The organism is Neoalteromonas facilis, assembly GCF_002807665.1.
Lineage (GTDB): Bacteria > Pseudomonadota > Gammaproteobacteria > Enterobacterales > Alteromonadaceae > Alteromonas_E > Alteromonas_E facilis.
The window spans coordinates 51,796-63,631 of sequence record NZ_PEAY01000003.1 but is presented as its reverse complement, the minus strand read 5'-3'; the positions used below and the strand labels follow the sequence as shown (position 1 = coordinate 63,631).

Sequence of the window (11,836 nt, the reverse complement as noted above, 5' to 3'; positions counted from 1 at the left end):
CCCACTTAGTTATAACTTCACGATTTAACTGCAAGTTTTAATCCAATGTGCCACATCAGCAAACAAAACTATTCGCGTGAATACCTAAATCTCAAAAAAAAAGGTAACACGGCATTGACGCGTTACCTTATGTTTATCGACCGACTTTATGTTTTATTAAGTCAGCAGATCCGTGACTATAAATAATCGCGGATCAAGACCTCAGCAATTTGTACGCTATTCGTCGCTGCGCCTTTGCGGATGTTGTCTGAAACTACCCACAAGTTGATACCGTGCGGGTGTGAAACGTCGTTCCGAATACGGCCTACATGCACACTGTCATTGCCACTTGCACTGCTAACTTGTGTCGGGAAGTCTTCACGATCTTCATAGACTGTTATGCCAGGCGCATCTCTTAGCAAACGTTTGACATCTTCAGCATCTATTGGCTGACGGGCTTCAATGTGGATCGCTTCTCCGTGCCCATAGAACACAGGAACGCGCACGGCCGTTGGATTAACACGAATGCTGTCATCGCCCATGATTTTGTGCGTTTCCCACACCATTTTCATTTCTTCTTTGGTGTAATCATTGTCCATGAATACGTCAATTTGCGGGATAACGTTAAACGCGATTTGACGACTAAAGCCCGCTGTATCGACCTCTCGCCCATTCATCAACGACGCAGTTTGTTGTGCTAGTCCGTCCATAGCCGACTTACCCGCTCCCGAAACCGATTGATAAGTACACACGTTTATACGATCAATCCCTACAGCGTCGTGGATAGGTTTTAACGCCACTAACATTTGGATCGTTGAACAGTTTGGGTTGGCGATAATATTGCGATTGCGGAAATCTGCCAACGCATGCGCATTGACCTCTGGCACAACTAATGGAATGTCCGGCTCATAACGAAAGTGCGAGGTGTTATCGATAACGATACAGCCAGCATCTGCCGCTAAAGGCGCGAACTTAGCCGAAACACTGCCACCAGCAGAGAAAAAACCAAATTGCACTAAGCTCCAATCAAAGGTGTCCGCGTTTAATACTTCAATGTCTTTACCTTTAAATGAAATGGTGCCACCTGCTGAACGCTCACTGGCTAATGGATATAGCGTACCCACTGGAAATCCTCGATCTTCCAAAATTTCAATCATCGTCTTACCGACGAGACCTGTTGCGCCCAATATGGCGACATCAAAGGCTTGTGACATGTGCCTGCTTTCTCCTAAGAAAGTATTAAATTGACTGTATGGTAAAACCCAGCGCGCGAAGCGTCTGAATTACAGGGTGACCTAACACTTGCGTATTCACCTTCAACGTTTGAAAAGCAAATTCTCGGCGCTGAGGGTAATTTTTACGTAATTGCGTAAAGGTCATCCCTATATCATCGGATTGTGCCATTGCGCGACGAAAAATCCTATCATCCTGTTGACTATCATATAGCGAAAAGATCAATGATTGTATTAGCCCATCGTCTGACAACATATCTGAAGTCAATGTTCGTGCGTCCAATGGCGGTAATAAATCCTCTAATGTCAGTATTGGTTGACGGCCTAGTTGCTGACATAACCAGTTATAAACCATTACGGTGCCGCGACTTTTTCCTTCAAGCGTGTGACCGGCAATATGCGGCGTAGCAATATCGCATAATGTGCTCATGTCCAGATTTATGTGAGGTTCATCCTTCCACGCATCGAGCACCAAATGAGGCATTTTTTGTTGCAAACTCAAATCTGCATAGGCGCACTCATCCAAAACTCCGCCTCTACAGGCATTGATAATAAGTTGGTGCTCGTTTAACCGACTTAAGTGCGCTTTATTTAGCAAATTCAGGGTTGGATATTGTCCCTCTTTGATTAAGGGCACATGCAGACAAATTACATCGCATGAAAGGATCTCATCAAGGGAAACGAATGGCCGATTATCACCACTAGCCTGCAAGGGCGGATCGCACAATTGATACGAAATCCCCAGCGCGTCTAATTTACTCGACAGCGCACTGCCTACATGCCCAGCACCGACGATACCGACACTGCGTTGTTGCAGCCATTTTAACCCTTGCTTATTGGCACTGGCATAACCAAACAAGGTGCTGATAACGTACTCAGCTACCGCAACCGCATTGCAACCGGCAGCTGCATACCATGGAATATTACGTGCTGCCAGAAATGCCGTATCTAAATGATTGAAACCGGCTGTGGCAGTAGCGACATATCGTAAGCACGTTGCATTCGCCAACAGATTAGGGTCAACCGTTGTCGTAGAGCGAACCAGCAAGGCTTCCACGTCGGAAAAATCGTTTGCTGTCAATTCACCAGCGGAAAAAGGCACTGCATTACCCAGCTGCGCGAAACACTCGCGCGCATAGGGCATGTTATCGTCATAGAGTATATTCATGGCGGCAGTGTATCGAATGACGCTCTAGAACTCACTGAGAAATTGTATGATTGCGTCGTTCACCTTTTCGGCGGCTTCTAATTGCGGATAATGGCCGACGTCGAGGCCCAGTGTCGGCACGTTAGGTAACAATGTTTTAAACCGTTCGAGCATATGCTGGCCTGAAATCGGATCCTGCACGCCATTAACGAAGATCAATCGTTCAGGCCCCTCGCTAGCAAAGGTTTGCATGCCGCCAACCCAACGGTCACGTTGCTCTTTTCGTTCATCCAGATAACGCAGTAAAGAGGGCAATACGCGCACACCTTCATTGCACTGCATCAGCGCCCACAGATTATCAATAACCTCATCAGATGGCGGTGTTTGCTCAGCAAAAATGCGCGTAAAACCCTTTTTTAATGAGTTTTTGGACATAAAACACCGAAACAATGGACCCAATTTGCTGTGCAGCAATTTTTGCGTCAAGAGTGGACGATGACTCTCGGAAAAAAGTCCACCGTTTAACCACATCAATCGTTGAATAGTAAACGGTAATCGCCCTTCTACCTGTCGTGTTAACAGCTCTTGAGCCACAGAATCACCATAGTCATGTGCCACAATAGAGACGTCGACTAACCCCAAGTGCACACACAGATGTTCTACCAAATCGGCTTGCTCGGATAATGAATATCGATAGGGTGAGGCTTGTCAGACAAACCAAAGCCCAGTAAATCCAGCGCCACCAATGAGTAGTCATGTGCCAAAGCTGCCCATTGGTGGTGCCAGTCCCACGCAGCACTGGGAAACCCGTGAATAAACAACACTGTGCCAGCAGATGAGGGGTTTGTGTGCTGCCAAAACGCTATGGAATGCCCTTTAAGTTGGGCATACCTAGCGGACTGACGGTATTGGGAAATATCCGGCGCGAGCATTAATCTTTGTATTCTGGCGATACGCGGTCAAGCTTGCGCAAGATGCCTGGCCATGCCAAAGAGCCGCCCATAGAACGTGTTACTTGCTGAGCTTGCGCGCGAATACCGGCAAGAATTTCTGCTGGAATTTGTCTTAACGCTACGCCTGTAGATTGCGCTTGGATCTGGATTTCACAGCTTCGCTGCAGAATGAACATCCCAAGGAATGCGTCAGCCACCGTCTCTGCGCACGTCAGCAAACCATGGTTACGCAGGATCATAAAATTGGTGCTGCCCAGATCTGCCACTAAGCGTTGTTTCTCATCAGGGTTAAGTGCAACCCCTTCATAATCGTGATAAGACAATGAAGCGAGAGGAAAAAGTGATTGCTGACTGTAAGGTAATAATCCGTCTTCTTGCACCGAAACGGCAATGCCCGCAGTCGTATGTAAATGCATAACGCATTTAGCGTCTTCTCGTGCTTCATGAACTGCGCTGTGAATAGTGAATCCAGCAGGATTAATATCATATTCACTGTCCATCACTTTATTGCCCTGTAAATCGACTTTCACCAAGCTCGAGGCTGTCACTTCATCGAACATCATACCGTACGGGTTAATTAAGAAATGATGCTCAGGGCCAGGTACACGTGCTGAGATATGGGTAAACACTAAGTCATCCCAGCCATATAATGCTACCGTGCGATAACAGGCTGCGAGATCTACGCGTAATTGCCATTCTTCTGCCGAAACACTTTCTTTAACACTCATAATTTTCACCTTGGTAATGATTTAGAAATACTATACGCTTTGCCTACCCAACCAACTGTCGCGAATGCGACACTGTTATAAAAATGTTATCAGACTCTCAGCAAGCAATCTTACGCTCTACTATATGGTTTAATACCATGGCTACCGAAGTGCAAAACGCGTTCATTCAGGTAATAAAAGTTGTCACACTGCCAAAAGGCAAGCAACTATACGCAAAAGGCGATCTAGGCAACGGCTTTCATTGTGTGCTCGATGGGCGTATCAAAGTGAGTAACCTTCACAGTAGTGGCAAACAAATGGTGTTGGCATATCTCGATAGTGGCAGTTGGTTTGGTGAAATATCGATGTTTGATGGGCTGGGTCGTTCGCATGATGCTCATGCAGAACAAACCACACGTTTAGCATTTATTAGCCGCGCCGATTTTCATCGCCTGCTACGTTTAAACCCAGACGCCTACCAATTTTTTACACAATTATTGTGTCAGCGATTGCGGACCACATTCAATTTTATTGATGCCTCAGCCAGTTTGACGCTCAAGCAACAATTGGCCAAACGTTTGGTGCTGCTGAGCAGTAATTTCGGTCAACGACTGGTTGGTACCGATAATTGCGAAATCACAGCGTCTCAAGAAACACTTGCCATGATGATCAATTCATCGCGCCAAACCGTGAATAGACTGTTGAAAGAGATGGAGCAGCAGGGATTTTTGCGTACACACTATGGACGCATCACCCTGCTCGATCTTACGGGTTTAAAAACCCTGTGTGAATGGGAGTAACTTAACGGTAACGCGACATCACTAACGTTGCGTTAGTACCGCCGAAACCAAAGCTATTCGACATAATAGTGTTCAGCTCTGCCTCTCGCATTTGCGTAACGATGTCTAACCCTTGCGCTTCCGGATCCAACGAATCAATATTAATCGATGGCGCAATAAAGCCGTGTTTCATCATCAGCAAGCTGTATATCGCCTCATTGACTCCTGCGGCTCCCAGGGCGTGCCCAGTCAAAGACTTGGTTGCGCTGATAGGCGGTGATTTATCACCAAACACTTCTTTAATCGCTTTAAGCTCTTGTACATCACCCACAGGGGTAGACGTACCATGCGTATTTAAGTAATCAATTGGCGCATCAATATTTTGCATCGCCATTTGCATACAACGCACCGCGCCTTCACCGCTTGGAGCGACCATGTCGTAGCCATCAGAGGTTGCGCCATAGCCCGTGATTTCTGCATAGATTGTTGCTCCGCGCGCTAACGCGTGCTCAAGCTCTTCAACGACAACCATACCGCCACCACCAGAGCTTACGAATCCATCACGTTCAGAGCAGTACGTGCGAGAAGCCACAGCCGGGTTATCATTGTATTTCGAAGACAATGCGCCCATGGCATCAAACTGGCTGGATAACGTCCAATGTAACTCTTCGCCGCCACCGGCAAACACCACGTCTTGCTTATTCAATTGGATCATTTCTACTGCATTACCAATACAATGCGCACTGGTAGCACAGGCAGAAGAAATAGAATAGTTAATGCCTTTGATCTTAAACGGTGTAGCCAAACACGCCGACACCGTTGATCCCATGCATCGGGTTACCATGTATGGACCGACACGTTTAACGCCTTTTTCGCGCAAAATATCAGCAGATGCGACCTGGTTTACAGAGGACGCCCCGCCCGAACCGGCAATAATACCAGTGCGTGGATTTGAGATTTGCTCTTCTGTTAGACCTGAATCTGCCACTGCTTGTTGCATTGCTACATAAGCATAAGCTGCAGCATCGCCCATAAAGCGCATTGCTTTACGATCAATGTGCTCTGAAAAATCAATGTCTACCTGACCCCACACCTGACTGCGCATGCCCATTTCGGCAAACTGCTCAGAAAACGTAATACCAGATTTACCCTGTCTTAATGACTCGCTTACGGCGTTTTGATCGGTACCTATGCTCGACACGATGCCGATACCGGTAATAACTGCTCTTCTCATATTTCACCTAGTTATTTTTAGACGGCTTATAGTAATAGTTTCACAGAATAAAGTGGTCTGCTCTTTTCAACATGCGCAATGCCAACAGCAATTTTAGCCAATTACAGGTATTATGCGCACACTCATGAAACCATACTGACAGAGACATTCGCTTGCAACGCACTTTTGCACAAATCGAATTCAATGCCGATGGCACACCCATCGCTAAAGACTATGACGACGTTTACTTTTCACGTGAAAACGGTGAAGCAGAAACCCGCTATGTTTTTATCGACAACAATCAACTGGCGCAACGCTGGACGGCCTCTGCGGCCCGATCTTTCGTTATCGCTGAGACGGGATTCGGTACTGGGCTCAACTTTCTCACCGTTGCACAAGCTTTTATTGAATGGCGTAATGCGCATCCTACCGCACCTCTTTGTCATTTATATTTCATTACCACAGAAAAATTCCCATTGTCGCCTCAAGATTGGTCAACGGCATTAGCGCCGTTTTCTCACTTAGCACTAACATCATCTCTGTTGAATTCACATTTTTACAATTCAACCGGTTGCCAACGCCTGCAGTTTAGTCATAACGATGTATCATTCACCTTAGATTTGTGGATAGGCGATGCAATTGAATCATTCAAACAAATGCATGTGTCCGCATGCAAAACCCCAACCTGTATTGGTGTAGACGCGTGGTTCTTAGATGGCTTTGCGCCAAATAAGAATGAAGACATGTGGCAAGCCCCGTTATTTGAACAAATGGCTCGCTTAAGTAGACCAAACGCCACGTTCGCGACTTTTACTGCCGCAGGTTTTGTTAAACGCGGGCTGCAAGAAGCCGGCTTTGTAGTTGAAAAACGCAAAGGCTTCGGACGTAAGCGCGATATGCTTGCTGGCTACCTAGATACTCCCAACGACATTAAAAATAGCGTTAGCCAGCATGATTTAACCCCGTTATCGGACAATATGTTGCAATCTGCCCCCCCCCATGTGGTGGTTGTCGGTGCAGGTATTGCAGGCGCATCGCTGGCTTATGCCCTCGCACGTAGAAAAATAAAGGTCACTGTTATCTGCAAAGACCAGGACGTAGCGTCAGCGGCTTCAGGCAACCCACAAGCTGGCATATACCCTCAGCTCCATGCAACGACCAGTCAATTAAGTTTGATCCAACTCAGTTGTTTCAGTTATGCCAGACGCGTATATGATGAACTCATTCAGCAAGGGTATGACTTTGCTCACGCATGGTGTGGTGTATTGCAAGTGGGCTTTTCCGATGAAGTTCGCGCTCGCCAAGACAATCTTATTACCACAAATGTGTGGCCTTCGTCGTTGGTGCATGCCGTTACTGCTGAGCAAGCTACGCAACTTTCAGGCGTTGATTTACCCTATACTGGATTGTTTATTCCTGATGCGGGTTGGGCTGCCCCTAAAGAAATTGTAAATGCACTTTTTAGTGCCGCAAAAGCACAAACGGATTTAACTATCCTGACTGAGACTGAATACGTAGAACACACGTGCGCTGATAGCACACCAGACAGCATCAGTGTCAGCGTCAGCGGCCCTACTCCTTATGCTATCCAAGCCAATGCTATTGTATTTGCTACCGGTCATGAGGCGGAAAAGATACATTCCCTTTCAGGGTTGCCCTATAACCTAACACGAGGGCAAGTCGAAACCATTCAATGCGAAATGCCTCTAGCTGGCCTAAAAACAGTATTGTGTCACAAAGGGTATCTAACCCCGTCATACAATAATACACATGCACTGGGTTCAACCTACGTTAAAAACGACACCAACACGGAATACCGCACGAGCGAAACTGAACAAAACATAGCGATGCATGCGCGTTCATTAGCCGATTGTCCGTGGGCAAGTAACATTCCTTCGTCGTTATCGGGTCGGGCAGCAGTACGTTGTTCTACCCCTGACCATCTGCCCATTGTGGGCGCAGCCCCGGAATTATCAGTACAGCGTCAGCAATATGCGCAGGTGTATCATCGCTATGTAAGCGTGCCCTCCCCAACCGTTCAAGCGGGTACCTATGTGTTAACCGGATTAGGTTCTCGAGGGTTTACTACGGCACCGCTGATGGCTGAGCGCCTTGTCAGCGAAATGTTAGCGGAACCTTTACCTATCGGGCAGCCGCTGTTAAATGCAACGGCACCCAATCGTTTTTTACTGCGGCAAATTAAACGTGGTGAATGCTAAGGGCGATGAATTAACCGCGCGATAGTTTAACACCGTCATGCATTTCCTCAGACTGGCGTTCGCTTGGGATCAATGCATCGACTACATAAAATGGAATTAGCGTTTGGGCGCTCGCCACGACAGCTTTTGACTGCAACGCTAAAATACGGGCATTCACCAGATAACCACCTTGATGCTTGGTCAGGGTACCGGTTAACACGTAATCCATCGGCAACTCATTGCGTAGCTCCAGATAATTACGCGTCAAGATAAAGTCACCATGCTCAGTGACCCTGACGTAATCTGTCGCTTTATAATCAATCACGGGAATACGGAAATTATGTAACTCATGCACGAACGACTCCGCCATTTGATGGCCTAGCAAATTGGTTTCTTCCAAATTACTATCCAGCAACGCAAAGTGTGTCACCGCTACGGGTGTCTTGGTCGACACGTACTGCATATTGCCAATCATGTCTTGCGCCATGTTTTTTACGTAATCGCCAATATTCTTGTCTAATGGACGCCCCTTGTATGCGCCTTGAACGCTCGAATAGACCTGAGGCTGTTTAAACGCACCGTCGTTGTCATCTTCTGCGTCTTGCACGAACATATCATTGTCTTGTGGCTGCGCGCCTGTGATATCAATAACTTGCATATTGGCCGGCGTATCTTGAATTTGAGAAACTACCGTTGCTGTTTGCTCATTACCGAACATGGCGCAGCCGCTGAGCATGCAAGCTAACAACGCACTACCTAGGTAGAACCGCCCATACATTTTCGAGCCCGATTGTTTACATATCAATGTCATAAGGATGCCTCTGTGCGGTACAGCATACCGTTACGTGTTGTTACTTGTTCACGCTGCCAAAACAGTTCAGAAGGGAAAAAGCGTGTTGCGGCAGCTACAATATCTTTACTCTGCGCATTGATAATACGCGCATTCACTATTGCCCCTTCTTGTTGGTATACCAAGGTGCCCGTGATATAAAAATCAACCGAATTAGACGCCGTTAGTCTCTCAATATCGCGGGTCAATACACGATCAGAATTATCATTGATCAAGATATCGCTCGACAACTTGTACTCTTGAGCGATTAAACCTCTGCGCGAGGCCTCTGTGATCATGCCTTGTTCTAATTGGTGACCCAGATACATCAAAGGGTGCTGAGATGATTCATCATATTTCAGCGAATCAACCGGTACAAAGCCTACTACTGCATAACGTGAATTGCGATTTCCTTTGAATCCACTGAATAGTTCATTTGCGAGTTGGTGCGTATGAAGCTCTACGTTACCCAGTGCTTTTGACACACGCGGCTCAGTATCGCTGTTGACGACTTCCGGAGTTTGGGAACATGCCACAACTGAGGTCAACGCCAGAGCGCCTAACAGCAAGGACCGTAATTCCCGATATTTACATGTTATTGCTTGCATAGCAGTATTCTTCTTGACTAGTCTGGACTATTCAAAGCAAGAACTTAGCCAGTTATTCAGATACTGCTAAATGCGGGATTGAAACCTAAAGTTGCGCTCAGAATGCGCCCTACGCCTCTGCAGCGTGATTCCTCGAGGGCGATGAAGAGGCAAAGTATTGCCGTTAACTAACCGACTTGATCAGCGATTGCCATAACGCAAACACTTGGCTTTGATCCTGTGCTTCCAATTCATTGTTCGCAAACGCAGACTGCAAACTTTCTTGCATACACTGATCCAACAACGCTAAGTCCGCGTCATCATGACGTAGCGTATGGCTGACCACGACATCAAAATGGCCGTGCAAATAACTATTGATAAACAGCCCTTGATCATCAGCATGCTCAACGGCTTCATGTAAGCGCGCTTCAATGGCGTCAATCTGGGTTGTTAACATCAAATTCTATCCTCTTTTCTTGTTTACTTGTCGTCACGCCACCGGCAACGGGATATAACACGTGATCGCGATAACCCGTGACTATGTTAATCATGCCGCCAAGCACTTGGTCCAATTCAGTATCGCCGGTATCAACTTGCAGTGGGCGTTTATCCAACCCTTGCAATTTCTTTTTACTCGCGATCACGATGATGTTTGCTTTCCCGGCTTTTTGTATCAGCGCTGGGCTAATTTGTTGATTTCCGCGTCCAAAAATATGCCCTTGGCCGCCAATTAACGTGACCACTATTTTCACCGGCCGTTCGCCAACCGCATCGAGTAAACCTTGTGCAGTCATGTCTTGGGCAATAACGTCTCCGCCAAAAACCAGGTCGACGCCAAGCAACGTATTCTCCAGTCCAATGCTTTGCATCGCGCCATCAATCGTTGAGCCCGAGCCAATAACAAACATGTGATCATCATATTCATCAAATAATTCGTTTAGGTAGTCACCAAAATCTGCGATGAGCAGTTCGTCACTTTCTTTGCCGCCCATTTTCACTGCTTGAATGTATTGCAGCTCTTCAGGCACTTGCATTTCTCCCACATGCTTCGCAATAACCTGTCCTTGCCGAAAAGCGTTTTCATCAATATCCCTGACTTCGGCATCGCGCACACTGACCAGTTCTCCTGACACCATTTGCTGTAACACCACTCCCGCTGCTGATGGGGACACGGCATACACGCCTGAATGGATCTTGCAGCCTGCAGGGATCCCTAACACTGGCAACTGATTTCCTATCACTTGATATATATCGGTCGCTGTCCCATCACCTCCGGCGAACACCAATGCATCAATTGACTGATCTAACATCATACGCGCCAACGTTTTCGTATCTTCAGCTTCAGTCTGTTGCGAAGCGGGCGTGTAAATCACTTCGGTATCAAACCCCATCGCCCGTGCCGTGCGCTCCCCCATTTCCCCAGCAGCAGTCAGTACCACGACGTTATCGAGCATACTGTGTAGAGCAGATAAAGCTGTTTGCGCACGCTGATTGGCTAACGGAATCGCGCCTTTTGACAACGCGAGTTCTCGCGTTTGGGCACCATCGCTACCTTTTAAACCTGTCGCACCACCGATCCCCGCGAAAGGGTTAATGATGAGCCCTAGTCTGAAACGAGGCATTAACCCAAGTCCTTACTAAGTTGGATACACCGCGACATATCGAGTGCTGGTGAATTAAAGTGCGATTGAAGCGCCGCAATAAACTGTTGCGCACGTGGAGGGAAGTCATTGGCAAGATAATGAGCCAATTGTGCCTGTACCCGTCGAGCAAAAGCAAAACGGTCCGGTTGAACACCGTTAAGATTGTCTGTACTGACACCAAAGGGACGCCCTGCCGCTGCACTAAACGCCCACTCAAGTGCTTGAGGCTTTACTTCAACCTTTTCAAATTCTGCTTGCTGATTATCGTCGCGACCATCGGGACAATACCAATAACCATAATCCACTTGTAAACGCCGCTGCTGCCCGGCAATGCACCAATGCGCGATTTCATGCAACGCACTACTGAAATAACCATGCGCAAACACAATGCGATGATAATCATGTTCGTCATCTGCGGGTAAATAAATCGGCTCGTCGTTGCCGCGTACTAAGCGGGTTTGTGTGCGTTCAAAAGTACGGTTAAATAACGCAATGAGCGCTTCGACGGCAGCGTATTCTGCTTGCTCTGGCGATGCAGCCATCTGACTTGAGGCCTGTAAATTTGAATG

The 11,836-nt window shown here is 47.1% G+C and carries 13 protein-coding genes; 2 read left to right on the top strand and 11 right to left on the bottom strand.

All coding sequences use genetic code 11. The features are described 5' to 3' along the window. Nucleotides 1-176 precede the first annotated feature (176 nt). Genes CSH93_RS08780 through CSH93_RS08765 form a run of 5 tightly spaced genes read right to left on the bottom strand, consistent with a single transcriptional unit; the run spans nucleotide 177 to nucleotide 4,039 of the window. Nucleotides 177-1,193: an aspartate-semialdehyde dehydrogenase gene (locus tag CSH93_RS08780; protein ID WP_100642883.1), complete on the bottom strand. Its 1,017-nt coding sequence runs from the start codon at nucleotides 1,191-1,193 to the stop codon at nucleotides 177-179. Nucleotides 1,194-1,218: 25 nt separating this feature from the next. Beyond that, complete coding sequence (locus CSH93_RS08775; protein ID WP_100642882.1) at nucleotides 1,219-2,379, bottom strand: 4-phosphoerythronate dehydrogenase; 1,161 nt, start codon at nucleotides 2,377-2,379, stop codon at nucleotides 1,219-1,221. A gap of 24 nt (nucleotides 2,380-2,403) precedes the next feature. Further along, on the bottom strand, nucleotides 2,404-3,024 hold the full coding sequence (locus CSH93_RS08770; RefSeq protein WP_240615544.1) for an alpha/beta fold hydrolase: 621 nt from the start codon (nucleotides 3,022-3,024) through the stop codon (nucleotides 2,404-2,406). Further along, entirely contained in the window at nucleotides 3,018-3,290 is a 273-nt protein-coding gene (locus CSH93_RS18120; RefSeq protein ID WP_240615543.1) for an alpha/beta fold hydrolase, read from the bottom strand. The genes CSH93_RS08770 and CSH93_RS18120 overlap by 7 nt, the downstream gene beginning before the upstream one ends. Next, on the bottom strand, nucleotides 3,290-4,039 hold the full coding sequence (locus CSH93_RS08765) for a class II aldolase/adducin family protein (protein WP_205663266.1): 750 nt from the start codon (nucleotides 4,037-4,039) through the stop codon (nucleotides 3,290-3,292). Before CSH93_RS08765 ends, CSH93_RS18120 begins: the two co-directional genes overlap by 1 nt. A 137-nt stretch (nucleotides 4,040-4,176) precedes the next feature. On the opposite strand from CSH93_RS08765, the gene CSH93_RS08760 reads away from it, so the two are divergent. Continuing rightward, a complete protein-coding gene (locus CSH93_RS08760) occupies nucleotides 4,177-4,818 on the top strand; it encodes a Crp/Fnr family transcriptional regulator (protein ID WP_164078332.1) in 642 nt (213 codons plus the stop codon). Nucleotide 4,819: 1 nt separating this feature from the next. Here CSH93_RS08760 and fabB read toward each other — a convergent pair whose 3' ends face one another. Further along, nucleotides 4,820-6,031, bottom strand: coding sequence for a beta-ketoacyl-ACP synthase I (gene fabB / locus CSH93_RS08755; RefSeq protein ID WP_100642880.1), 1,212 nt, complete (start codon nucleotides 6,029-6,031; stop codon nucleotides 4,820-4,822). A gap of 152 nt (nucleotides 6,032-6,183) precedes the next feature. On the opposite strand from fabB, the gene mnmC reads away from it, so the two are divergent. Then, nucleotides 6,184-8,229 carry a bifunctional tRNA (5-methylaminomethyl-2-thiouridine)(34)-methyltransferase MnmC2/FAD-dependent 5-carboxymethylaminomethyl-2-thiouridine(34) oxidoreductase MnmC1 gene (gene mnmC, locus CSH93_RS08750; RefSeq protein WP_100642879.1) on the top strand — a complete coding sequence of 682 codons (2,046 nt, stop codon included), beginning with the start codon at nucleotides 6,184-6,186 and terminating at the stop codon, nucleotides 8,227-8,229. A gap of 10 nt (nucleotides 8,230-8,239) precedes the next feature. Here mnmC and CSH93_RS08745 read toward each other — a convergent pair whose 3' ends face one another. The 5 genes from CSH93_RS08745 to CSH93_RS08725 form a co-directional block, all read right to left on the bottom strand. After that, nucleotides 8,240-9,019, bottom strand: coding sequence for a FlgO family outer membrane protein (locus CSH93_RS08745; RefSeq protein WP_240615542.1), 780 nt, complete (start codon nucleotides 9,017-9,019; stop codon nucleotides 8,240-8,242). Next, nucleotides 9,016-9,645 (bottom strand): FlgO family outer membrane protein, encoded by a 630-nt coding sequence (locus CSH93_RS08740; RefSeq protein WP_100642878.1) that lies wholly within the window; start codon nucleotides 9,643-9,645, stop codon nucleotides 9,016-9,018. Before CSH93_RS08740 ends, CSH93_RS08745 begins: the two co-directional genes overlap by 4 nt. Nucleotides 9,646-9,808: 163 nt before the next feature. After that, on the bottom strand, nucleotides 9,809-10,081 hold the full coding sequence (locus tag CSH93_RS08735) for a YfcL family protein (RefSeq protein WP_100642877.1): 273 nt from the start codon (nucleotides 10,079-10,081) through the stop codon (nucleotides 9,809-9,811). Continuing rightward, nucleotides 10,062-11,246, bottom strand: coding sequence for an ATP-NAD kinase family protein (locus tag CSH93_RS08730; RefSeq protein WP_100642876.1), 1,185 nt, complete (start codon nucleotides 11,244-11,246; stop codon nucleotides 10,062-10,064). Before CSH93_RS08730 ends, CSH93_RS08735 begins: the two co-directional genes overlap by 20 nt. Further along, nucleotides 11,246-11,809 carry an elongation factor P hydroxylase gene (locus tag CSH93_RS08725; RefSeq protein WP_100643357.1) on the bottom strand — a complete coding sequence of 188 codons (564 nt, stop codon included), beginning with the start codon at nucleotides 11,807-11,809 and terminating at the stop codon, nucleotides 11,246-11,248. Before CSH93_RS08725 ends, CSH93_RS08730 begins: the two co-directional genes overlap by 1 nt. Nucleotides 11,810-11,836: the final 27 nt, after the last annotated feature.

Bases quoted from the DNA above. Each gene is read 5' to 3' on its own strand.
- CSH93_RS08780 (WP_100642883.1), bottom strand. From the start codon at position 1,193: ATGTCACAAGCCTTTGATGTCGCCATATTGGGCGCAACAGGTCTCGTC.
- CSH93_RS18120 (WP_240615543.1), bottom strand. From the start codon at position 3,290: ATGCTCGCGCCGGATATTTCCCAATACCGTCAGTCCGCTAGGTATGCC.
- CSH93_RS08760 (WP_164078332.1), top strand. From the start codon at position 4,177: ATGGCTACCGAAGTGCAAAACGCGTTCATTCAGGTAATAAAAGTTGTC.
- CSH93_RS08735 (WP_100642877.1), bottom strand. From the start codon at position 10,081: ATGTTAACAACCCAGATTGACGCCATTGAAGCGCGCTTACATGAAGCC.
- CSH93_RS08745 (WP_240615542.1), bottom strand. From the start codon at position 9,019: ATGACATTGATATGTAAACAATCGGGCTCGAAAATGTATGGGCGGTTC.
- CSH93_RS08730 (WP_100642876.1), bottom strand. From the start codon at position 11,246: ATGCCTCGTTTCAGACTAGGGCTCATCATTAACCCTTTCGCGGGGATC.
- CSH93_RS08725 (WP_100643357.1), bottom strand. From the start codon at position 11,809: ATGGCTGCATCGCCAGAGCAAGCAGAATACGCTGCCGTCGAAGCGCTC.
- fabB (WP_100642880.1), bottom strand. From the start codon at position 6,031: ATGAGAAGAGCAGTTATTACCGGTATCGGCATCGTGTCGAGCATAGGT.
- CSH93_RS08765 (WP_205663266.1), bottom strand. From the start codon at position 4,039: ATGAGTGTTAAAGAAAGTGTTTCGGCAGAAGAATGGCAATTACGCGTA.
- CSH93_RS08775 (WP_100642882.1), bottom strand. From the start codon at position 2,379: ATGAATATACTCTATGACGATAACATGCCCTATGCGCGCGAGTGTTTC.
- CSH93_RS08740 (WP_100642878.1), bottom strand. From the start codon at position 9,645: ATGCAAGCAATAACATGTAAATATCGGGAATTACGGTCCTTGCTGTTA.